Raw genomic sequence first — 26,228 nt, 5'->3', positions numbered from 1 at the left:
CAAACCTCCAGTTTTGCTCTTGTTGTGTCGGAGCTCGAACCTCAGCGCACCCTTATGAGGCGATATCGACCCGTGTTGGCTTTTTTTAGGGTCAAGCGGCATGAAGTTGTCGCAGTAATTCCAGTTGCTATCCCCCAAGCGGCAGTCACTGATAGTGTTACCGTCGTGAGTTAGTCCTGACATCGACCTACACATAGCAAGGCCCGTACCAGAGTGATGGCTGAGTCGTTTCAGCCCATGGTCAATAGGAAAAGATTCAACCTTGCGACATTCTCTTAACAGATCAACCCGTCACGCACCGTTCCGACGCACCCAATCGGAGCGCACGCACATTAATGGAGCAGACATGACCGAACCCTTGATTCTTCAGCCCGCCAAGCCCGCAGACGCCTGCGTAATCTGGTTGCATGGCCTGGGTGCCGATCGCTACGACTTCCTGCCGGTGGCCGAGGCGCTGCAGGAAAAATTGTTGACCACCCGCTTTGTGTTGCCTCAGGCGCCGACGCGTGCGGTGACCATCAATGGCGGCTACGAGATGCCCAGTTGGTACGACATCAAGGCCATGAGCCCGGCCCGTTCGATCAGCCTGGAAGAGCTGGAAGCCTCCACCACCATGGTCACGGACTTGATCGAGGAGCAGAAGAGAACCGGAATAGACGCCTCGCGTATTTTCCTTGCCGGTTTTTCCCAGGGTGGCGCCGTGGTATTCCACACCGCCTTCCTGAAATGGCAGGGCCCGCTGGGCGGCGTCATTGCCCTCTCCACCTACGCGCCCACCTTTGGCGATGAGTTGCAATTGTCCGCCAGCCAACAACGCATTCCCGCGCTGTGCCTGCACGGCCAGTACGATGATGTGGTGCAGAACGCCATGGGCCGCAGCGCCTACGAGCATTTGAAGAGCCGTGGTGTCACCGTGACATGGCAGGAATACCCAATGGGGCACGAAGTGTTACCCCAGGAGATACACGACATCGGAACCTGGCTGACCGCTCGCCTGGGCTGAAAACCGCACATTATGTAGCCGTGTGACCAACGCACTACGCCGCGCCCGATTCTTGCATTACACTGGCCGGCGTACATTCCTTAACCAATTAATGAGATGACCGTGCTCAAAGCACTTAAGAAGATGTTCGGCAAAAGCGAGGCTGAGCCGCTCGCGCCTGTTCCCAGTGCTCCTGTCCCCTCATCCGGCAGCCGCAATGACGGTAAACAGCCAGACCGGACCGCACCTGTTGCCTCACCGAAGAAGCCACCGGTGATCGCGCCTGAACCGGCAAAATCCGCCGAGGCCGAGCCTGCACCTGCGCCCAAGGCACCCCGCCGCGAACGCGCCCCTAAAGCGCCCGTGATTGCGTGGAAACTTGAAGACTTCGTCGTCGAGCCACAGGAAGGCAAAACCCGCTTCCACGATTTCAAACTGGCGCCGGAACTGATGCACGCCATTCAGGACCTGGGGTTCCCGTACTGCACGCCGATCCAGGCGCAGGTGCTGGGTTTCACCCTCGCCGGCAAAGACGCCATCGGCCGCGCGCAGACCGGCACCGGCAAGACCGCCGCGTTCCTGATCTCGATCATCACCCAACTGCTGCAAACGCCGCCGCCCAAAGAACGCTACATGGGTGAACCGCGCGCACTGATCATCGCGCCGACCCGCGAGCTGGTGGTACAGATCGCCAAGGACGCCGCCGACCTGACCAAGTACACCGGCCTCAACGTCATGACGTTCGTGGGCGGCATGGACTTCGACAAGCAGCTCAAGCACCTCGAAGCTCGCCATTGCGACATCCTGGTTGCCACCCCGGGCCGCCTGCTCGACTTCAACCAGCGTGGCGATGTGCATCTGGACATGGTCGAAGTGATGGTGCTGGACGAAGCCGACCGCATGCTCGACATGGGCTTCATCCCGCAAGTGCGTCAGATCATTCGCCAGACCCCGCCGAAAAACGAGCGCCAGACGCTGCTGTTCTCCGCGACCTTCACCGAAGACGTGATGAACCTCGCCAAGCAGTGGACCACCGACCCGTCCATCGTCGAGATCGAGGCACTGAACGTTGCCAGCGAAAACGTCGAACAGCACATCTACGCCGTGGCCGGCGCCGATAAGTACAAGCTGCTTTACAACCTGATCAATGACAACGGTTGGGAGCGCGTGATGGTGTTTGCCAACCGCAAGGACGAGGTGCGCCGCATCGAAGAACGCCTGGTACGCGATGGCGTCAACGCCGCGCAACTGTCGGGCGACGTGCCGCAGCACAAGCGCATCAAGACCCTGGAAGGCTTTCGCGAAGGCAAGATTCGCGTGCTGGTGGCCACCGACGTGGCCGGGCGCGGGATTCACATCGACGGCATCAGCCACGTGATCAACTTCACCCTGCCGGAAGTGCCGGACGACTACGTCCACCGCATTGGCCGTACCGGGCGTGCCGGCGCTGCGGGCGTGTCGATCAGTTTTGCAGGCGAGGATGACTCGTATCAGTTGCCTTCGATCGAGACGTTGCTGGGCCGCAAGATCAGCTGCGAGACGCCGCCAACGCATTTGCTGCGCGCTGTGGAGCGTAAACGCCCGTAAGCTGAATGCGATTAAACATGTGGGAGCTGGCTTGCCTGCGATGCAGACACCTCGGTGAGTCAGTCCCACCGTGGTGATGCTTTCGCAGGCAAGCCAGCTCCCACATTGGGTTTTGCATCAACCTTACTTCCAACGATCCGCCGCCGCGTGATCGCTGCCCCGCCCTTCCACCCAGCGCGGCCCTTCAGGCGTGTTTTCCTTTTTCCAGAACGGCGCCCGCGTCTTCAGGTAGTCCATCACAAACGCACAGGCCTCAAACGCGGCCTGGCGATGCGCGCTGGCGGCAGCCACAAACACAATCGGCTCGCCCGGTTCAAGCGCGCCGATCCGGTGCAGCACTTCCAGCTTGAGCAATGGCCAACGCTGTTCGGCCTCGGCCGTTATCTTGGCCAGGGCTTTTTCGGTCATGCCCGGATAGTGCTCAAGAAACATCCCCGACACGTCGCGACCATCATTGAAGTCGCGCACATAGCCGACAAAACTCACCACCGCGCCGACGCCGACATTGGCTGCGTGCATCGCATTGACCTCGAAGCCCGGATCAAACGCCTCGGCCTGTACGCGAATGGCCATGCTCAGCCTCCCGTCACGGGCGGGAAAAACGCCACTTCGTCGCCGGCCTGCACCGGCTCATCAAGGCCGCACAGTTCTTCGTTACGCGCGCACATCAAGCTGGACTCATTGAGCACGGCAAACTCCGGGTCATTGGCCAACGCGAGGCGCACCGCATCGACGGTGGCGAAATCGCCTTCCATCTCCAGTGAATCAAAGCCCACCGCTTCGGCGTAGCGGGCAAAAAACAATACGTTGATGCTCATGCCTGGTCCGCCTTGAAATGCCCGCTTTTGCCGCCAAGCTTTTCCAGCAGACGGATACTTTCGATGGTCATGCCGCGGTCCACGGCCTTGCACATGTCGTAGATCGTCAGCGCCGCGACGCTGGCGGCGGTCAGCGCCTCCATCTCTACGCCGGTCTGGCCGCTGAGCTTGCAGCGCGCAAGGATATGCACGGCGTCTACGCCGTCGGCGCGCAGCTCAACCTTTACACCGGTCAGCATCAGCGGGTGGCACAGCGGAATCAGATCACTGGTTTTTTTCGCCGCCTGGATCCCGGCAATACGGGCCACGGCAAACACGTCGCCCTTGGGGTGGGCGCCGTCGACAATCATTTTCAGGGTGTCGGGCAGCATGCGCACCCGCGCTTCGGCCACGGCCTCGCGGAACGTCACGGCTTTGTCAGTGACGTCGACCATGTGGGCGCGACCTTGGGAATCGAGATGAGTCAGCACAGGGATACTCCTGATCAGGAGCGGCAATTGTAAACCCGTGAGTCAAATTTGCGCAGGGCTGTTTATCCCATGAATAAAGGGGCGCAATGCGCCCCTTTATGCAGGACAACACCAGGTTAGAAGCGGAAGGTGAATCCGGCATTGATCCCGTTGTTGTTACCGCGGTTGGACAGCAAACCGCTGTAGTTCAAGGACACCAGCGTGTCCTTGGTCAAGGCCATTTCCGCGCTGGCCTTGATCACCGCGCCATCACGCGCCACGGGCACGCTGTTGACAGCGAAGGCGGTGTCGCTGCCGGCAAACTTAAGCGAGGCGTCACGATCGGTGTCGCCAAACTGATGCTCCCAACCCAGCTCGCCGCGCAAGGTGACGGCCGAGGTCGAGCTGACCGGCAATTGGGTATGCGCGCGCAGGCCCAGGGTGGACAGCGTGGCGTCCTGGCTTTGCTTGCTGGCATGCAAAGCGGCGGCGCCGCCCTTTTCCTTGAACGAATCACTCTGGTAGTTCAGGTACGTCAGGTTGGCGAAGGGTTCGAACAGGTTCCATTGGGTGTAGCCGATCTCGGCAAACACCTGGTCGGTCCGCGCGTTGTAGTCGGCCTTGTCGTAGTCCGACTGGTTGGCGTAAGCCACGCGGCGCGAAGTGTCCAGGCGATGCCAGGTGGTGGCGCCACCCAAGCGCAGGGCAATCGCCTCGAAGCGTTTGCCGCCATAGACCGACAGGTGATAGTTGTCGCTGTCCGCCGAAGCCGACTCACCATTGAGATGGCTCTGGGTGTAGCCGGTCGCTGCGCCCACACGCCAGCCGTCGCCAACCTCGGTGTCCAGCCCCAGCAGCACACCACTGGTGGACGAGGAATAACCGCTGGCATTGTTGTCGCCGCTGACGTTGTTGCGACCACCCAACAGTTGCACCCAGCCGCCGTTGTCGCGGGCGTCGATCTGCGCGCTGGAGTCCAATGACTGAGCCTGTTGCAGCCGGCCGTTGACCGCCTCACGAAGGTAGCGGCTGTCAGCCATTTGCGCTGCCGCCACATCCGAATGCAGTTGCCCTGACAGCTGCTTGAACGCCGCCTGCGCCTGGGCTGCCGAGTCTGAAGCGAGCAGGCTTTCATACACTGGGCTACCCGCGCCTAACGCCTCGGCCGCGGTCGCCACGGCGCGCTCGTTACGGGTTTGCGCAACGCTGGCAAAGGTCGTCTGGTTGCGTTCTACGGCCAGGGTCAGCGCATTAGGCTGGTAATTGAGTTGAGTCCCGATGAACAGATAATTAGGCGAGATCGCCGCAAACTGTCCGTTGATACCCTGGGTGGCGGTGAGGATGTTGAACGGCTGGCCCAACAAGCTACGCGCCTCGGTGGCGGACAACAGGTTAGGGCTGTTCTCCAGAGACACGGTCACCACACCGCCATTGAGGGTGGCGACGCCGCTGCTCTGGATCTGGTCGCTTCGCCCGTTGGGGTCGACTTCGACGGCATACACCGAGCCCGGGTTGAAGGTCACGTCGCCCGTGTGCAGCGTGCCAATCGAGTGACCCGGTGCCACGCGGCCACCGCTGTTGACGGTCAAGGCACCCACCGTGCCGTTGCCGGCCAGCGTGCCGCCCAGCGTGGTTATCACGCCGTTATCGGCATTGCGCGTGCCCACAGCGCTGTCATCCACGGTTACGGCGGACGTCAATGAACCGTCCACCGACAGCTTGCCGCCGCGCACCCACGTGCTGCCGGAGTAGGTGTTCTGGCCTTCCAGCACCAGTTCGCCATCGCCGGACTTGGCCAGACTGCCGACATAGGTCGTGCCGGTGAGCAAGTCTTTGCCACGGGCCAGCGTTGCCTGTTCGCGCGCATGGCCGATTTCGTATTCAAACTGATCATCGTCAGAGGCATTCGCCGGCAAACCGTTGAGCCAACCTTTTTGTTGCTGGGTGGCCGCCCAGGTCGCCTGCTCGGTGGCGTCCTCTACACGGCGGGCGCGAATGGCTTCATCGGAAATCGGGTTAGCCCAGATATCGCGCGTGCCGGTAGGCAATGCCACCGCCACCGAACCCAGGAACTGCCCCGGCCCCTGCATGGCTTTTTGCAGGTTGGGCAAGCCCCAACCGCTGACCACGCCGGGCACTTGCGGAGTGCCTGGCGCGGCATCGTGCACCGGTTGCAGGTTGTCGTAGGTACGGCCGCCAGTCAGGGTGCCCACAGGCGTGTCCGGACCGTCCGGCGCTTGCAGGCTGGAGGTGGTCAGCAACACATCACGGGCCTGGCTGGCGGTCATGTAAGGGAAGCGCTGAATCACCAGCGCCAACGCCCCGGAGACGCTCGGCGCTGCGGCCGATGTACCGTTGGCATTCGGGATGATTTCACCTTCAGGCCCGGTGGACGGAATCCCCGAGACGCCCATCACGCACCACCACTTGGAGGTGCCGCAACGGTTGTAGACCTGCGCGCTGGTCTCGTCGTAACCGGTGATCGAGAGGAATTTGCCTTCGATGTCCGGCTTGAAAAACGGCAGGTTGGCGTTGGTGTCCGGGTTGGCACCGTGGCTGTCGTTACCCGCCGAGATGATCTGGATAAAGGTGTTTTGCCGCGCCGCGTCGGCCATGGCGTCCATCCAGGTTTTCTGCCCGGCGTGGGCCTTGTCCCAGAACGGGCGATAGGCAGCCTTCATGTCGCGCAAGTTGTCCGCCGCACTGTCGCCGACATCGCCGAAGTGGTTTTCTACGTCGTTGCGCGAGTTCTGCCCCCAGCTCTGGTTGACGATCGACACATTCTTCGCGGCGAGCGCGTTGTAGCTGGCCATGAACGCGTTGTAGTCCAGATCGTTGGAGCCCTGGAAGCGGTTGTCGTCGGTGCCGCCGGTATTGGCGACAAAAATATTCGCGTCAAACGCGATGCCGTGCATGCCGGTGCCATTGCGGCTGGCGCCGAGTACACCGGACATTTCCGTACCGTGGCCGTCGTTGATGGTGGGGTCGTACTCACCGGAAATACTGAAGTGCTCGCCTTTTTGAAACTCGCCGTCCGGGGTGTCGTGAAGATAGCGCGGGTGGGTGGCGTAGTACTCGCCGGTGGACGTCACCGCCTGCACGCGGTCCTGGCCCTGGGCATTCTTGCCCTGGAACTCGAAGTGCTCGGTGAGAATGCCCGAGTCCAGCACGCCCACGTTCACACCTTTGCCGGTCATGCCCAAGGCATAGGCGTAGTACGCGTTGGTGCGGTCCAGGCCGGAGTTGACCTGGGCTTCGGGGGTTTTCCAGGTTTGCGCGTTGGCGCTCCAGTCACGGGTAGCCGCGGCCCAGGATTGGCCGGCGTTCAGCTGCGCGCTGAGGTTGCTGCTGACGCCCGGCTCTACGTAGGTGTAGGGCTTGGCAGCCGGCAGGTTGGCGAGGATGGCCTTGGAAAAATCGAGAATATTGGTGGTGTAACGTCCGCTGTTGCTGAAGAGCCGGCTGCGGTAGTAATCCAACCGCGAGGCGTAATCCAGCGGGCGCTTGGTGTCGCCGAGCATGGCGCCGATGGTCAGGTTTTCGGGTTGCAGCTCGTAGTTTTGCTTGAGGGCTGAATCGAACTTGCCGGACTGTGCGGCGAAGTCCTTGGCGGCCAGATCGACGATGTCTGCGTAACCAAAGCGCAGGTTCTTGTAGACATCGGTGTTGGGGCCAAACGATGCCACGGCTTTCCTGAAGGCCGACTCCAACACCTGGGCGGTGTAGGGGTTGCTGTCATCTGCCCAGGCTATTGGGCCCTGACCCAGCCATAAGGCCAGGCCGAGTGCGATGGGCGTGAGAGGTATCGACCTGAAACCTGAGGCGCGCTTACGTTGAGACAAAGTGGAGCCATTACCTGCTACTTCCATGTTCCTTTCCCTTTGGATATGTGCGTCGTCAATGAGCGATGTATCGGGCTTTTTGTAATAGGCAGGGTCACGCAGAAAACCCACATGGGTCTTCGAAACGTCGTCGAATCAATGAGGTGGATTTCCGACGGGGGTCACGCAATGTTCTTATGGTTTTTGAGGCGAGAAAAAATGTAACAAAATAATTACAAAGTCCACAAGCACCCACGGCGCTAAATCGCAGGCAAATGTCGCACATAACAAAAACCCCGGACTTCGTGAGAAATCCGGGGTGGTTCGTGGCATTTAGCCACCAAGTACGACAGGGTCATGTTTTTACAGGTGGGACTCGGCGTACTCGGCCAGGATCGAACGAGGCACCCCTTGCAGCGCGATATGCACGCCGTTCGGGAAGTCCTTGAAGCGTTCCGTCAGGTAAGTCAGCCCGGAGCTGGTCGCGGACAGGTAAGGCGTGTCGATCTGTGCCAGGTTGCCCAGGCACACCACTTTGGAACCGGCGCCGGCCCGCGTGATGATGGTTTTCATCTGGTGCGGCGTGAGGTTCTGGCATTCATCGATCAAAATCAGGCTTTGCTGGAAGCTGCGACCTCGGATGTAGTTGAGGGATTTGAACTGCAACGGCACTTTGCTGAGGATGTAATCGACGCTGCCATGGGTGTTTTCGTCATCCATGTGCAAGGCTTCGAGGTTGTCGGTGATCGCGCCCAGCCACGGTTCCATTTTTTCTGCTTCGGTGCCGGGCAGGAAGCCAATTTCCTGGTCCAGGCCCTGCACACTGCGGGTGGCGATGATGCGGCGATAACGCTTGGTCACCATGGTCTGCTCGATGGCGGCGGCCAGGGCGAGGATGGTTTTCCCCGAACCTGCGGCGCCGGTCAGGTTGACCAGGTGGATGTCCGGGTCGAGCAGCGCATACAGCGCCAGGCTCTGGTAGATGTCACGCGGTTTCAGGCCCCAGGCTTCCTGGTGCAACAGGGGTTCCTGATGCAGGTCGAGGATCAGCAGTTTGTCGACCTGGATTTCTTTGATCCAGCCCACAAACCCCTGTTCGTCGATGATGAATTCATTGATATGCACGGCCGGCAGGTTGTCGGTCAGCTGTACCTGGTGCCAGGTGCGGCCGTGGTCCTGACGGGTTTCAACTTTGCTGACGCGGTCCCAGAACGAGCCGGTCATGGTGTGATAACCGCGCGACAACATCGACACGTCGTCAACGAGTTGGTCGGTACTGTAGTCCTCGGCAGCGATCCCACACGCTCGTGCCTTGAGGCGCATATTGATGTCTTTGGTCACCAGCACCAGGCGCAAGTCCTTGTCACGCGCGTGCAGGTCGATCAATTGGTTGATGATTTTATTGTCGTTCAGGTTTTCCGGCAGCAGGCTGTTGGGCTCGCTGCGCTTGTTCATCAGGATCGACAACAAGCCCTTGGGCCCGCTTTTGCCACGCTGGATCGGCACGCCGACTTCAACGTCCTCGGGCGAGGCCTCGCCCAGGGTCTTGTCGATCAGGCGAATGGCCTGGCGGCATTCAGCGGCAACGCTGTGGTGGCCACTTTTGAGTTTGTCGAGCTCCTCAAGCACGATCATGGGGATGGCGACGTGGTGTTCTTCGAAGTTAAGCAGTGCGTTTGGATCGTGAATCAATACGTTGGTATCAAGCACATAAAGGATTGGCTGGTCGGAAGAAGGGTTACGTCCATGATCATCCATACTCGGTCACCTTTGTGGGAGCCAGTCGACGCAATACCGCAACAGTGCTGCGCCTCGATTCGACCACCGACTGCACCGTAGTGACGTCAAGTGCAGTGCCCACATGAGGAGTCTTGGAAGACGCCACCTATGTTGCAGGTTTCGGCGATCTGACTTCGTAATACCGCAAAAGCGATGACAGGAAAAAGCACTTTGACGCTTTTTTGAAGTTTATTTTTCAGGATGACGAATAGCACTAGCCGAGTGCCAGCCACCCCGTTAAAGTCGGAAGTCCGCCTGCATCGAAATGTCGCACAAAATCACCCCAAAAACGCCTCATCCCCAACAGGGCCGGGCACTTGCGCTTTTTCAGCGAAACGCCTCCCGGCAGTCCTGCCAACCCAGCCCACTTTGCGCCGTTGCCTGCAGCAACATCGGCAACGCGACCCGTGCCTTTTCCTGGGTGTCGTGAAACACAATCACGCCTTTGCGCCACAGCAACATCAATGTCAGCACCCGCTGCGCGGACTCATCAGCCTTGAGTTTGCCCGGTTCGTCCTGGGAATCGATGTCCCACAGCGCCACCTGTAAACCTTGCGCCTGGAAAAAGCCCTGGCTGTCGGCGCGACGCTGGCCATAGGGCGGGCGAAACAGCGGCACGTAGTTTTCCGGCATCAGGTTCTGCGCCAGCGCAGCACTGCGGGTGATCGAGCTTTGCCAGTCGACCCAATGGCTGTGGGACCGGTACTGCCAACCCTGGGTGCCTACGCACTGGCCTTGGTACAGCGCCTGCACATCGGCGGCGGAACTGCGCTCCACACGGGTTTGCAGGCTGCTGCCGAGGGCGAAGAAAGTGGCGTTCATCTTTTGCTTGCGCAGGTAGTCGGTGAGCCAGTCGGTATTGCCGCTGACCGGCGCAGGGCCGCCGTCGAAGGTCAGCAGGAACAGGCGGTCGTTGAGTTCATCGCCATTGCGTTCGTGGTCGCCGAAACGCAGGACTTCACTGCTGATTTGTGGGAACAGTGCGGCTTTGCGCAGCAGTTCGTCGAGGTAGCGTTCGTGGAAATTGTGGCTGGGGTTGGCCCAGCCTATATAGAAGGAGTTGTCGCTGACCTGGAATTTGCCGGCTTGCTCGCGCAGGTCGTCCATGCTTTCGACCAGGTAGCAGAATGAGGCGTCTTCTTCGCAGCTTTGTTGGGCGAAGGTGTAGTTTTCCAGCAGGCGCTGCCAGAGCTGGCGGCGCAGGTCGTCGATGGCGGCCAGGTTGATGATCTTCAGCCCCAGGCGTTGTTTGAGCGCTGCTTCGTCCTGGGCTTCGCTGGCGATTAAGCTGTGGGCGAACATCAGGATCTCGGCGCGAGAAGCGACATCGAACAGCGCAGGGCTGCTGAGCTTTTCGGGCCAGGTGGTGCGGTCCAGGCTGGCTACGTCAACCGGCGCCGCCTGGGCGCCCAGGCACAGCAAACAAGCTGACAGTAAAAACGCAATTCGCACACGGGGTCTCCCTTTCCAGAGTTGTCGGGCACTATAGCCGATCGTCCGGGCTGGGTTATTGGGTTGGTGGGCATATCCGTTATTTGGGTGATGGCCGAAATGGAAGCCGAACTCAATCGAATGTGGGAGCGGGCTTGCCTGCGAGGGCATCAACCCGGTGTACCTGATTGACCGAGTTGTCTGCATCGCAGGCAAGCCAGCTCCCACAGAAAAGCCAAGCACTGCGGTGCTGGCAGTTGAACTCGGTCAACGTGTGGGAGCGGGCTTGCTCGCGAAGGGGGTGGATCCGTCAGCTCATGGGTAGCTGGCACACTGCCTTCGCGAGCAAGCCCGCTCCCACATTTGGAGCTCAGCGCATCAGATAGAGGTGTGTTGCTGTGCGCTTGATCCGCTTCTACCACTCAGGTCGCCGTGCTCTGCTTTTGATCTGACAGGCCCCGTCAACCACGCTGGCCGAACGCAGGCGAGGCGCCGGGTGGTGAGTGGTTACTTTTGGCTGGGCCGGCATTCCGGGCGTTTGCCAAAAGCGACCCGCTGTAAGCGCGCAACCACCAGCCGCCGTTACCGCGGCAACGGATATACACACGCCCACAGCAGCCCCCTATCACCATCATAGGTGGAGTCAAACCCCGCGACCCCCTAGAATCCCCCCCACGATTACAGGAGCCAACTTCATGCTGATGGTGATTTCCCCCGCCAAAACCCTCGACTTCGAGTCCAAGCCGGTCACCCCGCGCTTCACCCAGCCGCAATACCTGGACCACTCCCAGGCGCTGATCGAACAACTGCGTGAACTGAGCCCTGCCCAAATCAGCGACCTGATGCACGTCTCCGACAAGATCGGCGGCCTCAACGCCGCGCGCTTCGGCAGCTGGACCCCAGCCTTCACGCCGGAAAACGCCAAGCAGGCCTTGCTGGCCTTCAAGGGCGACGTCTACACCGGCCTCAACGCCGAAACCTTCAGCGACGCCGATTTCACCTACGCCCAGGACCACCTGCGCATGCTCTCGGGCCTGTACGGCCTGCTGCGCCCGCTGGACCTGATGATGCCGTACCGCCTCGAGATGGGCACCAAGCTGGCCAACGCCCGCGGCAAGGACCTCTACGCCTTCTGGGGCACCCGCATCAGCGAGTGGCTCAACGAAGCGCTTGCCGAACAAGGCGATGACGTGCTGCTCAACCTGGCCTCCAACGAGTACTTCTCGGCGGTCAAACGCACGGCCCTGAACGCGCGGATCATCAACACCGAGTTCAAGGACCTGAAAAACGGCCAGTACAAGATCATCAGCTTCTATGCCAAAAAAGCCCGCGGCATGATGAGCCGCTTTGTGATCCAAGAGCGCATCAACGATCCGGCCAAGCTCAAGCAGTTCGATCTGCAGGGCTATCGCTTCAACGCCGAGCAGTCCAAGCCGGACAACCTGGTGTTCCTGCGCGATCACGCACCGGAATAAAGCCGTACCCGCTCTAAAAAACACTGAAATCCAACTGTGGGAGCGGGCTCGCTCGCGAAGGCTGGTCGAGTCAGAACATCGGTTACTGACAGACCGCCTTCGCGAGCAAGCCCGCTCCCACATTTTTTTGTGCGCATTTCAGGTCTACAATCGTCATTAATCTGGCGCCAAAAAATATCCTGTCGCATTCCTAACGAATCTTTCACTCGACATTTCTGAATTTTTTTCGTAGTGGCACCACTTTTTTAAAACACTAGTGGCACAAAACTATCCCTTCGTGCCAACTACCTGTAACTACTGGCCCAAATAGCAAGTGCTATCAATATAGTACCAGTGCCATCTTTTCTAATATTTCAAGAAATTTCCGAAAACAGGATGAGTGGCCAGGAACTTCACCCTAAAGCACCGCTCATACCACCGGTAACGAAATTCTCTGTTGCTGTAAGAGATGACTTACATGGCGACCAACGGAAGTAGCAAAGTTGTCACATTTAACTTTGACTCAGGGGTCATATTGCAAACCGATTAGTTAAGCGCGGCGATAAGGATGCATTGCCACCCACTATAAGGCCAAGGCTCAGCTTCCCCTAATGGGTCAGTGAGACAACCCAAGGCATTGATACTTAAAGGCTTACAGCCTCTATCAAGGCTCTGCGGCACTGGCGCCAGGCCCTTCTCCCAGGAAGGCCGGCTGCATTACAGGGCAAGCCCCAATAACAAGGCCACGTTTCGCACAACTTGAGTGCAATAGTTAGTCACTCGTTATTCAACATGCCTGTACGCGGCAAGTCGGCGTCTATTCGCCCAACTTTCGCGGCATCAGTGACGCTTGCAAACATGAACTCCGGCCATCTAATTGGCATGATTAATATCGTCTTCAATGACAAAGAGGTAAATGCGATGCGCATCAGCATATTTGGTTTGGGTTACGTTGGCGCAGTGTGTGCCGGTTGCCTGTCTGCCCGTGGCCACGAAGTGGTCGGCGTGGACATCTCCAAGGAAAAGATTGACCTGATCAATGCGGGCAAATCGCCAATCGTTGAACCGGGTCTGGGCGAACTGCTGAGCCAGGGTATCGAGACCGGGCGGCTGCGCGGCACGACCAATTTCGCCGAGGCCATCCGCGATACCGACTTGTCGATGATCTGCGTGGGCACGCCCAGCAAGAAAAACGGCGACCTGGAACTCAACTACATCGAATCGGTATGCCGCGAGATCGGTTTTGTCCTGCGTGACAAAACCACCCGCCACACCATCGTGGTCCGCAGCACCGTATTGCCGGGCACCGTGGCCAATGTGGTGATCCCGATCCTCGAAGACTGCTCCGGCAAGAAAGCCGGCGTCGACTTCGGTGTTGCGGTCAACCCGGAATTCCTGCGTGAATCCACCGCCATCGCCGACTACGACCTGCCACCGATGACCGTCATCGGCGAATTCGACAAAGCCTCCGGCGATGTCCTGCAGTCGCTGTACGAGGAACTCGACGCGCCGATCATCCGCAAGGACATCGCCGTTGCCGAAATGATCAAGTACACCTGCAACGTGTGGCACGCCACCAAGGTGACCTTCGCCAACGAAATCGGCAACATCGCCAAGGCCGTCGGCGTCGATGGTCGCGAAGTGATGGAAGTGGTCTGCCAGGACAAAACCCTCAACCTGTCCCAGTACTACATGCGCCCGGGCTTCGCGTTCGGCGGTTCGTGCCTGCCCAAAGACGTACGCGCCCTGACCTACCGTGCAGGCTCCCTGGACGTGGAAGCGCCGCTGCTCAACTCGCTGATGCGCAGCAACGAATCCCAGGTGCAGAACGCCTTCGACATCGTCGAAAGCCACGACAAGCGCAAAGTCGCCCTGCTGGGCCTGAGCTTCAAGGCCGGCACCGATGACCTGCGTGAAAGCCCACTGGTGGAACTGGCAGAAATGCTGATCGGCAAGGGCTACGACCTGAGCATCTACGACAGCAACGTCGAATACGCCCGTGTTCACGGCGCGAACAAAGACTACATCGAAGGCAAGATCCCGCACGTGTCGTCCCTGCTCAACTCGGACTTCGACGCGGTGATCAACAACTCCGACGTGATCATCCTTGGCAACCGCGACGAGAAATTCCGTGCCCTGGCGCATAACGCACCACACGGCAAGCAAGTGGTCGACCTGGTGGGCTTCATGTCCAAGGCCACCAGCGTGAGCGGCCGCACCGAAGGCATTTGCTGGTAACAGCAACAGCAAGTTCCGGGCTGCAAGCGTACCAATCCCCAGCGCTTGCAGCCTGGAGCCTTCTTCACCTTCGGATGACGCTTATGTCCAAGTTAAAACACGTACTGCTCCAATCCGCCGGCTGGCTGTTGTTTTTGAGCCTGCTGATGGGACTCGCCCTGCTGTTACCGGCGAGTACGTTCGACTCCGAGTCGAAGAATTTTATTTTCCTGATTGGCGCCGTCGGCATCTGGCGCTACTCGATGGGTGCTACGCATTTCTTTCGCGGCATGCTGTTCCTGTACGTGGTCTACCCACACCTGCGCCGCAAAGTGCGCAAGCTGGGCAAAGCCGCTGACCCCTCCCATGTATTCCTGATGGTCACAAGCTTTCGTATCGACGCGCTGACCACCGCCCAGGTGTACAGCTCGGTGATTCGCGAGGCCATCGAATGCGGCTTCCCGACCACCGTGGTCTGCTCGCTGGTGGAAATGAGCGATGAGCTGCTGGTGAAAAGCCTGTGGGAACGCATGAACCCGCCGGACCACGTGAAGCTTGATTTTGTGCGCATCGCCGGCACCGGCAAGCGCGACGGTCTGGCCTTTGGCTTTCGCGCCATCTCCCGCCACCTGCCGGATGACCGCGCCGTGGTTGCGGTGATCGATGGCGACACCGTGCTCGCCGAAGGTGTGGTTCGCAAGACCGTGCCGTGGTTCCAGCTGTTCGGCAATGTCGGCGGCCTGACCACCAACGAGTTCTGCGAAGTGCGCGGCGGCTACATCATGAGCGAATGGCACAAGCTGCGCTTCGCCCAACGCCACATCAACATGTGCTCCATGGCCCTGTCCAAGCGCGTGCTGACCATGACCGGGCGCATGTCGGTGTTCCGTGCCAGCGTGGTCACCGACCCGGGCTTTATCGCCGACGTTGAAAGCGACTCGCTGCAACACTGGCGCCTAGGCCGTTTCAAGTTTTTGACCGGCGATGACAAGTCCAGCTGGTTCAGCCTGATGCGCCTGGGCTACGACACGTTCTACGTGCCGGACGCCGCGATCAACACCGTGGAACACCCGCCGGAAAAGAGCTTTATCAAAGCCAGCCGCAAGCTGATGTTCCGCTGGTACGGCAACAACCTGCGCCAGAACTCCCGTGCCCTGGGCCTGGGTGTACGCCGACTCGGCCTGTTCACCAGCGTGGTGCTGTTCGACCAGCGTGTGTCGATGTGGACCTCCCTGCTTGGCCTGACGGTGGCCTTTATCGCCACCTTCAAATACGGCGGCGCATTCATCCTCGCGTACCTGCTGTGGATCGGCATCACCCGCCTGATCCTGACCCTGCTGCTGTCGTGCTCCGGCCACAAGATCGGCCCGGCCTACCCGGTGATTCTCTATTACAACCAGATCATGGGCGCGCTGGTGAAGATCTACGTGTTCTTCCGCCTTGATCAACAGTCCTGGACCCGCCAGGACACCAAACTGACCCGCGATTTGGCCAGCTTTCAACGTTGGTTCAACACCTGGTCGTCTCGGACCATGACCTTCTCCGCCGGCAGCATTTTCGTCGCCGTGTTGCTGATGATGGTCTGACCCTGCCAAGCCTGAATTAACTAGGAACTACACACCATGAATAGCCAAGTAAACGCCAACGTTGTCCACGAATCCGAAGCCCAGCGCCAACATGCCCGGGTGAAAATTCCGGCCAAGCTGCGCTTCTTCAACACCGACCGCACCCAGACCGAAGCACGGGTGATCGACCTGTCCGCCGGCGGCCTGGCGTTCACCGCCACTCAGCCGTTGACCGTCGGTGAAGTGCACAAGGGCCGCCTGCAATTTGTCATCGATAACCTCGGCCTGGCGATGGACGTAGAGCTGCAGATTCGCTCCTATGACCGCCAGACCGGCCGCACCGGTTGCCAGTTCCAGAACCTGGACGCCCAGGATATTTCCACCCTGCGCCACCTGATCACCTCGCACTTGTCCGGTGACATCGTGACCATGGGCGACGTGCTGGCGACCCTGCAGCGCGACAACTTCACCAAGGCGCGCAAGGTCAAGGACGGCGGCAGCAACATGAGCGCCGCGGGCCGCCTGCGCGCCGTGGTGTTCAGCGCAGGTATCTTCATCGTCGGCCTGGCAGCGTTCGGTTTCATCTTTAAATCGGTGTACGGCATGTACTTCGTCAGCCACGCTCAGGCTGGCCTCGTCAGCGTGCCGGGCATGAACGTGACCATGCCGCGTGACGGCACCGTGCAAAGCCTGCTCAAAGGTGACGCGGTCGCCGCCAAAGGCGCGCCACTGGCGACCTTCAGCACCAGCATGCTCGATGTGCTCAAGGGCCATCTGGACGAAGACCAACTGCAACCGGCCAAGGTTGAGGAGCTGTTCGGCAAGCAAATGACCGGCACCCTGACCTCGCCTTGCGATTGCGTGGTTGCCCAGCAACTGGTCGCCGACGGTCAGTACGCCAGCAAAGGCGATGTGATCTTCCAACTGGTGCCACGCGGCAGCCTGGCCAATGTGGAAGCGCGCTTCACCTACCGCCAGTTCGCCGACGTTCGCCCAGGCACACCGGTGAGCTTCCAGGTGGCCGACGAAGAACAGATCCGCACCGGCACCATCGTCAGCAGCACCAGCCTGAACAGCGCCGACCTGTCTTCCGACATCCGCGTGCAGATCAAGCCGGATGCGCCGCTGGACAGCACCTACGCCGGTCGCCCGGTAGAAGTGACCAGCGACCGCGGCCCATCGCTGAACTGGCTGATCGATAAAGCCACGGCTCACGGTCTGTAAGCGAGGACATGCCTGTGACGACTCCTATTCCGACTACTCCACAATCCTTGTGGGAGCGGGCTTGCTCGCGAAGGGATCAGCGCGGTATGCCTGATGTACCGCGTCGCCTGCTTCGCGAGCAAGCCCGCTCCCACATTGGATCTCTGTGCACACTGGCATTGGCGATCTCTTTGACTGGTTGCGCCGGCCTGCCCGACCAGCGCTTGGCCAACGAAGCCCTCAAGCGTGGCGACACGGTCACCGCCCAGCAAAATTACCAGCAGTTGGCAGACCTGGGTTACAGCGAGGCCCAAGTAGGCCTGGCCGATATCCAGGTGACCACCCGTGACCCCGAGCAAATCCGCCAGGCCGAAGCCACCTACCGCGCGGCCGCCGATACCTCGCCACGCGCCCAGGCCCGTCTGGGTCGCCTGCTGGTCGCCAAGCCCGGTGCCACCGAGGCCGAGCAGCACGAGGCTGAAGGCCTGCTGAAAAAAGCCTTTGCCAATGGCGAAGGCAATACCCTGATTCCGCTGGCGATGCTGTACCTGCAATACCCGCACAGCTTCCCCAACGTGAATGCCCAACAGCAGATCAGCAAATGGCAGGCCGCGGGTTACCCGGAAGCGGGCCTGGCTCAGGTGCTGCTGTACCGCACCCAGGACACCTACGACCAGCATCTGGATGACGTGGAGCGCATCTGCAAGGCCGCGCTGAACACCACCGACATCTGCTACGTCGAGCTGGCCACGGTCTACCAGAAAAAAGCCGAGCCGGAAAAACAGGCCGAGCTGCTCAAGCAAATGGAAGCCGGCTACAGCCGTGGCACCGTCACCGCACAGCGTGTCGACAGCGTGGCCCGCGTGTTGGGCGATGCAACCCTGGGCAAGACCGACGAGAAAACCGCGCAAGCCCTGCTGGAAAAAATCGCCCCCGGCTACCCCGCTTCCTGGGTCAGCCTGGCGCAACTGCTCTACGACTTCCCGGAACTGGGCGACGTCAATCAAATGATGAAGTACCTGGACAACGGCCGCGCCGCCGACCAGCCGCGCGCCGAGCTGTTGCTGGGCAAGCTCTATTACGAAGGCAAGTGGGTCCCGGCAGATGCCAAGGCCGCCGAAGCACATTTCGAGAAAGCCGTGGGCAAGGAAGTGGCCGCCGATTACTACCTCGGCCAGATCTACCGCCGTGGCTACCTGGGCAAGGTCTATTCGCAAAAAGCCCTCGACCATTTGCTCACTGCTGCGCGCAACGGCCAGAACAGCGCCGACTTCGCCATCGCGCAATTGTTTTCCCAAGGCAAGGGCACCAAGCCCGACCCATTGAACGCCTACGTCTTCAGCCAGTTGGCTAAAGCCCAGGACACGCCAGAGGCCAATGACTTGGCCACGCAGCTCGAAGCCCCGCTCACGCCAGAGCAACGCGCCGAAGGCCAACGCCTGGTGCAACAGGAACTGGCCGCGCGCGGCACCCTGGCCCAGAGCACGCTGCAACTGCACGCCCTGCAAGAAGAAGACGGCGAGGAATCCCTATGAAGCTCAACCCATTCGTCAAGGCCGGCATCGGCCTGACCTTCGCCCTGCTGTGGTCGTGCCCGACCCTGGCCGCGCTGACCGAAGCCAAGAACTTCGGCCTGGAAGTCAAAGCCACCGCGCAATCGGAAGATGACCGCGACCTCGGCACGCAGAAAGGCGGCGACGTCAACGGCATCGGCCTTGACCTGCGCCCGTGGGTCTACGGCGAAAGCGGCGCGTGGAGCGCCTACGCCATGGGCCAGGCGGTCGTGTCGAGCGACATCATCGAGACCGACACGCTGCAACAGTCCTCCGATGACACCACCGAACAATCGAGCAACGACGACCGTAAAGCCAAAAAGAACTACCTGGCCCTGCGCGAGTTCTGGGTCGGCTACAGCGGCTTTACGCCCTACCCTGGCGAGATCCTCAAGTTCGGCCGCCAGCGCCTGCGCAATGACGACGGCCAATGGCGCGATACCAACATCGAGGCGCTGAACTGGACCTTCGACACCACCTTGCTCAAGGCCAACGTCGGCGCTGCCGAACGCTTCAGCGAATACCGCACCGACCTCAAGGAACTGTCGCCCAAGGACAAGGACCGCCAGCACTTCTACGCTGACGCCGCCTACCAGTGGACGCCGGGGCAGTGGATCGGCCTGCGCGGTCATCACACCCATGATGACGGCAAGCTCGACTACGCCGAACCGGGCGTGGCCACCGACCCGTTGGACAAGCGCGAAAACGGCGACCTGACCTGGCTCGGCATCGAAGCCAACAGCGACGCCTACAACTGGCGCAACACCAACACCGTCAACTACTGGGCCAGCGTCACCGGCATGAAAGGTGACCGCGACACGGTCAACGCACTCAACGCCGACGGCACCCGCCCCACCCAGGCCAAGCGCAGCGATGACGTGAGTGGCTGGGCGACTGACCTGGGTGTACGCCTGCGCCTGGACCCGCAATGGCAAGTCGGCGCGGCGTACTCCCGCGCAAGTGCCAACTACGAGCAGAACGGCCTGCAAAGCAACCGTTCGAACTGGACCGGTACCCAGTCGCGCGTGCACCGCTTCGGCGAGGCGTTTCGTGGCGAGATGAACAACATGCAGTCGATGAGCCTGTTCGGTTCCTGGCAGCTGCGTGAGGACTACGACGCCAGCCTGGTGTACCACAAGTTCTGGCGTGTCGACGGCAACAAACCGGTGGGCAGCAACGGCATCGATGCCGTGCAGAACAACACCGATGACGTGACCGGCGCGATCCTGTCCAGCACTTCCCTGCCGCTTGAAGACGGCAAGAAAGACCTGGGCCAGGAGATGGACCTGGTGGTCACCAAGTACTTCAAGAAAGGCCTGTTGCCGGCGGCGCTGAGCCAGTCGATCGACGAACCGTCGGCCCTGGTGCGCTTGCGTGCCGGTGTGTTCAAGCCAGGTGACGCGTATGGCAGCCAGGTCGACTCGTACATGCATCGCGCCTTTGTCGACGTGATCTGGAAGTTCTGATGGGAGCCTGCGCAATGATTCCTCAAAAAATGCTGGTTGCCGCGATGCTGATGGCCAGTGCCACAGCCTTCGCCGACACCCCGCAGCAGGGCAAGGCGCCGACCATCGCCAAAGAACTGCAACAGGCCAAGACCTACACCATCTCCAGCCCGCCGACCGCGCCGCTGGAAATGGCCAAGCCTGCGCTGCCGGACCTGTCGGGCTACACCGCCGCGGCAATGGAAAAGAAGATCGTCAGAAGCAAACCCGGCAAGGTCAGCATCCGCCGCATGATGCAGGAGGACGCGCTGAAGGACTTTATCGGCGGCGATAACAAGATGGCCGAATGGGTGGTGCGCCAGCACGGCATTCCTCAGGCGATCTTTGTCGACGACGGCTACCTGAACCTCAAGGACCTGCTCGGCAAAGTGCCCAAGCAATACCTGAGCGAAACCTCACCGGGTGTGTTTCTGGCCAAGCTGCCGATCGTGGTCGGGCGCAAGGGCATTCTGGAAATCGACAAGAAGACCCAGGAGCTGCGCCTGTCCCAGCAAGCCGGTTCGTTCCTGATCAACGATGGCCAGTTGTTTGTGCGTGACACAAAGATCACCGGCTGGAATGAAAAGACCAATGGCCCGGCGCTGTTTCAGTCGCCCAAGGAGTTTCGCCCGTTCCTGCTGGCCTGGGGCGGCACCGAGACTTACGTCGCCAACAGCAAAATGGCCAGCTTCGGCTACGCCAACAGTAAGTCGTACGGGGTGAGTATTTCCCAGTACACGCCGAACATGGCCAAGGTGCTCAAGCGTCCTGAGCCGACCGGCTGGATCGTCGATTCCGAGTTCTCGGACATGTGGTACGGCTTCTACTGCTACGAAACCACCGGCTTTGTGCTCAAGGGCAATACCTACAAAGACAACATCGTCTACGGCATTGACCCGCACGACCGTTCCCACGGCCTGATCATTGCGGACAACACCGTCTACGGCACCAAGAAGAAGCACGGCATCATCATTTCCCGGGAAGTGAACGACAGCTTCATCTTCAACAACCGCAGCTACGACAACAAGTTGTCGGGCCTGGTGATCGACCGTAACAGCGTGAACAACCTGATTGCCGACAACGAGATCTACCGCAACCACACCGACGGCATCACGCTCTATGAGAGCGGCGACAACCTGCTGTGGGGCAACAAGGTGATCAGCAATCGTCGCCACGGCATTCGCATCCGTAACAGCGTGAACATTCGCCTGTACGAAAACACCTCGATGGCCAACGGCCTGACCGGCGTGTACGGCCACATCAAGGACTTGACCGACACCGACCGCGACATCGCGCTCGACCCGTTCGACGCCAAGGTTTCGCTGATCGTGGTCGGCGGTGAACTGGCCGGTAACGGCAGCGGGCCGCTGTCGATCGACTCGCCCTTGAGTGTCGAGCTGTATCGCGTGTCGATGCTGGCGCCGACCAAATCCAGCGGCATCAGCTTCAACGGCGTGCTGGGTGATCGGCAGGAAGAAATTCTCGACCTGTTGGTGCGCCAACAGAAAGCCGTGCTGATCGACCCTCTCGAACGCCAGACCGAAATGCAGGACTGAGGATGACCCTTATGCACCCACACATGATCAAATTGCTGAGCCTCTCGGGTCTGACCCTCGGCCTGCTGGCGGCCAGCCAAGGCGTGCGCGCCGATGACGTCAAAGCGCCGACCTTTACCGCCGAACCGTGCTGCAGCCTGTGCCCCGCAGCCCATGACGCGAAGAACTACACCACGCGTTATCAGCAGAACTTCACCACCCTGGTGCAAGCCCAGGGCGATTGGCTGTTCCGTACCCAGGAAGACCTGCGCACCGAATTTGACACCAGCCCCGCCGGCTACAAACGCATGCAACAGCTGCACGATGCGTTCAAGGCCAAGGGCGTGGAACTGGTGGTGGTTTACCAGCCGACCCGTGGCCTGGTGAACCGCAACAAACTCAACCCCGAAGAGAAAGCCAAGTTCGATTTCGACAAGGCACTGGGTAACTACAAAACCATGCTGGGCCGTTTCGCCAAGATGGGTTATGTGGTGCCGGACCTGTCGCCGCTGACCAACGAGCAACTCCCGGATGAATTGCCGGCCCACGATTTCTATTTCCGCGGCGACCAACACTGGACGCCCTACGGTGCCCAGCGCACCGCGAAAATCGTCGGTGCCAAAGTGCGTGCGATGCCTGAGTTTGCGGACATTCCCAAGCGCGAATTCGAAACCAAGCGCTCCGGACGCATGGGCAAGACCGGCACCCTGCACAACATGGCCGGGCAACTGTGCGGCACCAGCTACGCGATCCAGTACATGGACCAGTTCACCACCGAGCCCAAGGGCGAAGCGGGCGACGGCGACTTGTTCAGCGATTCGGGCAACCCGCAGATCACCCTGGTCGGCACCAGCCACAGCGGCAAGAACTACAACTTCGCCGGCTTCCTGGAACAGGAAATCGGCGCCGACATCCTCAACGTCGCCTTCCCCGGCGGTGGCCTCGAAGGCTCGATGATCCAGTACCTGGGCAGCGACGAATTCCAGAAAACCCCGCCGAAAATTCTGATCTGGGAATTTTCGCCGCTGTACCGCCTCGACCAGGAGACCATCTACCGCCAGATGATGTCGCTGCTCGACAACGGCTGCGAAGGCAAGACCGCGCAGATGAGCGCCAGCACCACGCTCAAACCCGGCAAGAACGAATTGCTGGTCAACAGTTCGAACAAAGACCTGCGTAACAGCAGTCACCAGGTCGACATCCGCTTCGCCGACCCGTCGGTGAAAACCCTGCAAGCCACCCTCTGGTACATGAACGGGCGCCACGAGGACATCAAGATCGAGAAACCCGAAACATCCGATACAGACGGGCGTTTCGCCTTTGAACTGCGCACCGATGAAGACTGGGCCTCGCAGAACTTGCTGGCCGTGGAAGTGCAGGGTCCCGAAGCGGGCGCTGCCGCGCAGAAAGTCGAAGCGAAAATTTGCACACGCAACGTATTCCCTGCCGGTGGTCAACAGACCGCATCGGCCGGGCAATGAGGTTACCTATGCAGAAGTTATTGATTCCAACGCTGCTGGGCCTGGCGATGTTCGCCGGTTCAGTCAACGCCGCCGCGCCACTGCGTCCACCTCAGGGCTATTTCGCCCCGGTGGAAGCGTTCAAGACCGGCGACTTCAAGAATGACTGCGACGCCATGCCGGCGCCGTACACCGGCTCGCTGCAATTTCGCAGCAAGTACGAGGGTTCGGACAAAGCCCGTTCCACCCTGAATGTGCAATCCGAAAAAGCCTTTCGCGACAGCACTGCCGACATCACCAAGCTGGAAAAAGACACCAGCAAGCGCGTGATGCAGTTCATGCGCGACGGCCGTCCGCAGCAGCTCGAATGCACGCTCAACTGGCTGACCAGCTGGGCCAAGGCAGATGCGTTGATGTCCAAGGACTTCAACCACACCGGCAAGTCCATGCGCAAATGGGCGCTGGGCAGCATGGCCTCGGCCTATGTGCGCCTGAAGTTCTCCGACTCCCACCCGTTGGCCAACCACCAGCAGGAGTCGCAGGTGATCGAAGCCTGGTTCAGCAAAATGGCCGACCAGGTCGTCAGTGATTGGGACAACCTGCCGCTGGAAAAAACCAACAACCACTCCTACTGGGCCGCCTGGTCGGTGATGGCGACGTCCGTCGCCGTCAACCGTCGCGACCTGTTTGATTGGGCGGTGAAGGAATACAAGGTCGGCGCCAACCAGGTCGATGACCAAGGCTTCCTGCCTAACGAATTGAAGCGTCAGCAACGGGCGTTGTCGTATCACAACTACGCATTGCCGCCGCTGTCGATGATCGCAAGCTTTGCCTTAGTCAACGGCGTGGATCTGCGCCAGGAAAACAACGGCGCCTTGAAACGCTTGGGCGACAAGGTGCTGGCCGGGGTCAAAGACCCGGAGATCTTCGAGAAGAAGAACGGCAAAGAGCAGGACATGAAGGACCTCAAGGAAGACATGAAATTTGCCTGGCTTGAACCCTTCTGCACCCTCTACACCTGCGCCCCGGATGTGCTCGAACGCAAGCATGGCATGCAGCCGTTCAAGACCTTCCGGCTCGGCGGTGACCTGACCAAGGTCTACGACCCGACGCATGAAAAGGGCAACAAAGGAATCTGACGGAACACGGTTGCAAATGTGGGAGGGGGCTTGCCCCCGATAGCAGTGTGTCATTGAACACAGATGGCGGCTGTTACACCGCCATCGGGGACAAGCCCCCTCCCACCGTTTGAGCCGGTTTCGTCAGTAGCAATGTTGTACGGCCTCCCCCGAAATCGTGGGGGGGTTTGGGGGGGCTCTGGCCCTTGACTGTCTGTTAAACATGGAGAGATCGGGATGGTTTTCTCGTCCAATGTGTTCCTGTTTCTGTTCTTGCCGATCTTTCTCGGCTTGTACTACTTGAGCGGGCAACGCTATCGCAACCTGCTGCTGCTGATTGCCAGCTACGTGTTCTACGCCTGGTGGCGAGTGGACTTCCTGGCGCTGTTCGCCGCTGTAACGCTGTGGAATTACTGGATCGGCCTCAAGGTCGGTGCAGCAGGCGTGCGCACCAAGCCGGCCCAGCGCTGGCTGCTGTTGGGCGTGGCGGTCGACCTGTGCATCCTCGGCTACTTCAAGTACGCCAACTTCGGCGTCGACAGCATCAACGTGATGATGAAGTCGGTGGGTCTGGAGCCGTTCATTCTCACCCACGTGTTGTTGCCGATCGGGATCTCGTTCTACATCTTCGAGTCCATCAGCTACATCATCGACGTGTACCGCGGCGACACCCCGGCCACCCGCAACCTCATCGACTTTGCGGCGTTCGTGGCGATCTTCCCGCACTTGATTGCCGGCCCCGTGTTGCGCTTTCGCGACCTGGCCGACCAGTTCAACAACCGCACGCACACCCTCGACAAGTTCTCCGAGGGCTGCACACGGTTCATGCAAGGTTTCATCAAGAAGGTGTTCATCGCCGACACCCTAGCGGTGGTTGCCGACCATTGCTTCGCCCTGCAAAACCCCACCACGGGCGATGCCTGGCTGGGTGCGCTGGCGTACACCGCGCAGCTGTACTTCGACTTCTCCGGCTACAGCGACATGGCCATCGGCCTGGGCTTGATGATGGGTTTTCGCTTCATGGAAAACTTCAAGCAACCGTACATCAGCCAGTCGATCACCGAGTTCTGGCGGCGCTGGCACATCAGCCTGTCCACCTGGCTGCGTGACTACCTGTACATCACCCTGGGCGGCAACCGCAAAGGCACGCTGATCACCTACCGCAACCTGTTCCTGACCATGCTGCTCGGTGGTCTGTGGCACGGTGCGAACATCACCTACATCGTGTGGGGTGCCTGGCACGGCATGTGGCTGGCGATTGAAAAAGCCATCGGCCTCAACACCGCGCCGCGCAGCTTCAACGTGGTGCGCTGGGCCTTCACCTTCCTGCTGGTGGTGATGGGCTGGGTGATCTTCCGCTCCGAGAACCTGCACGTCGCCGGCCGTATGTACGGCGCAATGTTCAGCTTTGGCGAATGGTCGCTGTCGGAACTCAACCGCGCCAGCCTCACCGGCCTGCAAGTGGCAACCCTGGTGGTGGCGTACGCAACGTTGGCGTTCTTCGGCCTGCGCGATTTCTACACCAACCGCCCTGCCGAGAAAGCCAAGCCGGCCGACCCGAGCCTGATCAAGGCCGTGCCGGGCGACAACCCGGACAGCATCCACCAGCCAGGTTTCACCGTCGGCCAGGACGCCGCCGTGCAGCCGGCCTACTGGACCGCTGACTGGCCACGCTACGCCATGCGCGGCGCTGTACTGCTGCTGTTCGTGGCGTCGATTCTGAAACTGTCGGCGCAGAGTTTCTCGCCGTTCCTTTACTTCCAATTCTGAGG

The 26,228-nt window shown here is 60.2% G+C and carries 18 protein-coding genes; 12 read left to right on the top strand and 6 right to left on the bottom strand.

What is annotated here, in order from left to right; all coding sequences use genetic code 11:
* Positions 1-346: 346 nt before the first annotated feature.
* The gene (locus tag AACV02_RS06605; protein ID WP_106579520.1) at positions 347-1,003 is read left to right on the top strand and encodes an alpha/beta hydrolase; all 657 of its coding nucleotides are present in this window, start codon (positions 347-349) and stop codon (positions 1,001-1,003) included.
* Between the two features lie 96 nt (positions 1,004-1,099).
* Complete coding sequence (gene rhlB, locus AACV02_RS06600) at positions 1,100-2,569, top strand: ATP-dependent RNA helicase RhlB (RefSeq protein ID WP_119738446.1); 1,470 nt, start codon at positions 1,100-1,102, stop codon at positions 2,567-2,569.
* A 123-nt stretch (positions 2,570-2,692) separates the two neighbouring features.
* Here rhlB and moaE read toward each other — a convergent pair whose 3' ends face one another.
* The 6 genes from moaE to AACV02_RS06570 all read right to left on the bottom strand — a co-directional run bounded on the left by moaE (position 2,693) and on the right by AACV02_RS06570 (position 10,888).
* Positions 2,693-3,142, bottom strand: coding sequence for a molybdopterin synthase catalytic subunit MoaE (moaE, locus tag AACV02_RS06595; RefSeq protein ID WP_119738444.1), 450 nt, complete (start codon positions 3,140-3,142; stop codon positions 2,693-2,695).
* Between the two features lie 2 nt (positions 3,143-3,144).
* Positions 3,145-3,387 carry a molybdopterin converting factor subunit 1 gene (moaD, locus tag AACV02_RS06590; RefSeq protein WP_106579523.1) on the bottom strand — a complete coding sequence of 81 codons (243 nt, stop codon included), beginning with the start codon at positions 3,385-3,387 and terminating at the stop codon, positions 3,145-3,147.
* The gene (gene moaC / locus AACV02_RS06585; RefSeq protein WP_056858942.1) at positions 3,384-3,857 is read right to left on the bottom strand and encodes a cyclic pyranopterin monophosphate synthase MoaC; all 474 of its coding nucleotides are present in this window, start codon (positions 3,855-3,857) and stop codon (positions 3,384-3,386) included. Before moaC ends, moaD begins: the two co-directional genes overlap by 4 nt.
* Positions 3,858-3,973: 116 nt before the next feature.
* Positions 3,974-7,705, bottom strand: a complete 3,732-nt coding sequence (locus AACV02_RS06580) for an autotransporter domain-containing protein (protein WP_119738442.1) — start codon at positions 7,703-7,705, stop codon at positions 3,974-3,976.
* A 315-nt stretch (positions 7,706-8,020) separates the two neighbouring features.
* The gene (locus tag AACV02_RS06575; RefSeq protein WP_053254513.1) at positions 8,021-9,415 is read right to left on the bottom strand and encodes a PhoH family protein; all 1,395 of its coding nucleotides are present in this window, start codon (positions 9,413-9,415) and stop codon (positions 8,021-8,023) included.
* 348 nt (positions 9,416-9,763) lie between these two features.
* The gene (locus AACV02_RS06570) at positions 9,764-10,888 is read right to left on the bottom strand and encodes a polysaccharide deacetylase family protein (protein ID WP_119738440.1); all 1,125 of its coding nucleotides are present in this window, start codon (positions 10,886-10,888) and stop codon (positions 9,764-9,766) included.
* Between the two features lie 674 nt (positions 10,889-11,562).
* Between AACV02_RS06570 and yaaA the strand changes: the two genes are divergently transcribed.
* From yaaA to AACV02_RS06520, 10 genes are all read left to right on the top strand, one after another.
* A complete protein-coding gene (gene yaaA / locus AACV02_RS06565; RefSeq protein ID WP_106579528.1) occupies positions 11,563-12,342 on the top strand; it encodes a peroxide stress protein YaaA in 780 nt (259 codons plus the stop codon).
* A gap of 900 nt (positions 12,343-13,242) precedes the next feature.
* The gene (locus AACV02_RS06560; RefSeq protein WP_106579580.1) at positions 13,243-14,559 is read left to right on the top strand and encodes a nucleotide sugar dehydrogenase; all 1,317 of its coding nucleotides are present in this window, start codon (positions 13,243-13,245) and stop codon (positions 14,557-14,559) included.
* A gap of 83 nt (positions 14,560-14,642) precedes the next feature.
* Positions 14,643-16,124, top strand: a complete 1,482-nt coding sequence (gene alg8 / locus AACV02_RS06555; RefSeq protein ID WP_164487910.1) for a mannuronan synthase — start codon at positions 14,643-14,645, stop codon at positions 16,122-16,124.
* 36 nt (positions 16,125-16,160) lie between these two features.
* The gene (locus tag AACV02_RS06550; RefSeq protein WP_106579530.1) at positions 16,161-17,327 is read left to right on the top strand and encodes an alginate biosynthesis protein Alg44; all 1,167 of its coding nucleotides are present in this window, start codon (positions 16,161-16,163) and stop codon (positions 17,325-17,327) included.
* Between the two features lie 86 nt (positions 17,328-17,413).
* Positions 17,414-18,841: an alginate biosynthesis TPR repeat lipoprotein AlgK gene (gene algK, locus AACV02_RS06545; RefSeq protein ID WP_256680482.1), complete on the top strand. Its 1,428-nt coding sequence runs from the start codon at positions 17,414-17,416 to the stop codon at positions 18,839-18,841.
* A complete protein-coding gene (locus AACV02_RS06540) occupies positions 18,838-20,325 on the top strand; it encodes an alginate export family protein (RefSeq protein WP_119738436.1) in 1,488 nt (495 codons plus the stop codon). The genes algK and AACV02_RS06540 overlap by 4 nt, the downstream gene beginning before the upstream one ends.
* Positions 20,325-21,899 (top strand): mannuronan 5-epimerase AlgG, encoded by a 1,575-nt coding sequence (gene algG / locus AACV02_RS06535; protein WP_119738434.1) that lies wholly within the window; start codon positions 20,325-20,327, stop codon positions 21,897-21,899. Before AACV02_RS06540 ends, algG begins: the two co-directional genes overlap by 1 nt.
* 11 nt (positions 21,900-21,910) lie before the next feature.
* Complete coding sequence (locus tag AACV02_RS06530; protein WP_106579582.1) at positions 21,911-23,359, top strand: alginate O-acetyltransferase; 1,449 nt, start codon at positions 21,911-21,913, stop codon at positions 23,357-23,359.
* Between the two features lie 8 nt (positions 23,360-23,367).
* Positions 23,368-24,477, top strand: a complete 1,110-nt coding sequence (locus tag AACV02_RS06525) for a mannuronate-specific alginate lyase (RefSeq protein ID WP_119738432.1) — start codon at positions 23,368-23,370, stop codon at positions 24,475-24,477.
* 216 nt (positions 24,478-24,693) lie between these two features.
* On the top strand, positions 24,694-26,226 hold the full coding sequence (locus AACV02_RS06520) for an MBOAT family O-acyltransferase (protein ID WP_106579534.1): 1,533 nt from the start codon (positions 24,694-24,696) through the stop codon (positions 26,224-26,226).
* Positions 26,227-26,228 lie beyond the last annotated feature (2 nt).

The sequence above is a fragment of the Pseudomonas sp. Larv2_ips genome, from assembly GCF_963879675.1.
Lineage (GTDB): Bacteria > Pseudomonadota > Gammaproteobacteria > Pseudomonadales > Pseudomonadaceae > Aquipseudomonas.
This window is presented reverse-complemented; position numbering and strand designations above follow the sequence as displayed.

Excerpts from the sequence above, each read along its gene's own strand:
- moaE (WP_119738444.1), bottom strand. The coding sequence starts at position 3,142 with ATGGCCATTCGCGTACAGGCCGAGGCGTTTGATCCGGGCTTCGAGGTC.
- yaaA (WP_106579528.1), top strand. The coding sequence starts at position 11,563 with ATGCTGATGGTGATTTCCCCCGCCAAAACCCTCGACTTCGAGTCCAAG.
- AACV02_RS06550 (WP_106579530.1), top strand. The coding sequence starts at position 16,161 with ATGAATAGCCAAGTAAACGCCAACGTTGTCCACGAATCCGAAGCCCAG.
- AACV02_RS06540 (WP_119738436.1), top strand. The coding sequence starts at position 18,838 with ATGAAGCTCAACCCATTCGTCAAGGCCGGCATCGGCCTGACCTTCGCC.
- alg8 (WP_164487910.1), top strand. The coding sequence starts at position 14,643 with ATGTCCAAGTTAAAACACGTACTGCTCCAATCCGCCGGCTGGCTGTTG.
- algK (WP_256680482.1), top strand. The coding sequence starts at position 17,414 with ATGCCTGATGTACCGCGTCGCCTGCTTCGCGAGCAAGCCCGCTCCCAC.
- AACV02_RS06605 (WP_106579520.1), top strand. The coding sequence starts at position 347 with ATGACCGAACCCTTGATTCTTCAGCCCGCCAAGCCCGCAGACGCCTGC.
- AACV02_RS06530 (WP_106579582.1), top strand. The coding sequence starts at position 21,911 with ATGCACCCACACATGATCAAATTGCTGAGCCTCTCGGGTCTGACCCTC.
- AACV02_RS06560 (WP_106579580.1), top strand. The coding sequence starts at position 13,243 with ATGCGCATCAGCATATTTGGTTTGGGTTACGTTGGCGCAGTGTGTGCC.
- rhlB (WP_119738446.1), top strand. The coding sequence starts at position 1,100 with ATGACCGTGCTCAAAGCACTTAAGAAGATGTTCGGCAAAAGCGAGGCT.
- moaD (WP_106579523.1), bottom strand. The coding sequence starts at position 3,387 with ATGAGCATCAACGTATTGTTTTTTGCCCGCTACGCCGAAGCGGTGGGC.
- AACV02_RS06520 (WP_106579534.1), top strand. The coding sequence starts at position 24,694 with ATGGTTTTCTCGTCCAATGTGTTCCTGTTTCTGTTCTTGCCGATCTTT.
- AACV02_RS06580 (WP_119738442.1), bottom strand. The coding sequence starts at position 7,705 with ATGGAAGTAGCAGGTAATGGCTCCACTTTGTCTCAACGTAAGCGCGCC.
- AACV02_RS06575 (WP_053254513.1), bottom strand. The coding sequence starts at position 9,415 with ATGGATGATCATGGACGTAACCCTTCTTCCGACCAGCCAATCCTTTAT.
- algG (WP_119738434.1), top strand. The coding sequence starts at position 20,325 with ATGGGAGCCTGCGCAATGATTCCTCAAAAAATGCTGGTTGCCGCGATG.
- AACV02_RS06525 (WP_119738432.1), top strand. The coding sequence starts at position 23,368 with ATGCAGAAGTTATTGATTCCAACGCTGCTGGGCCTGGCGATGTTCGCC.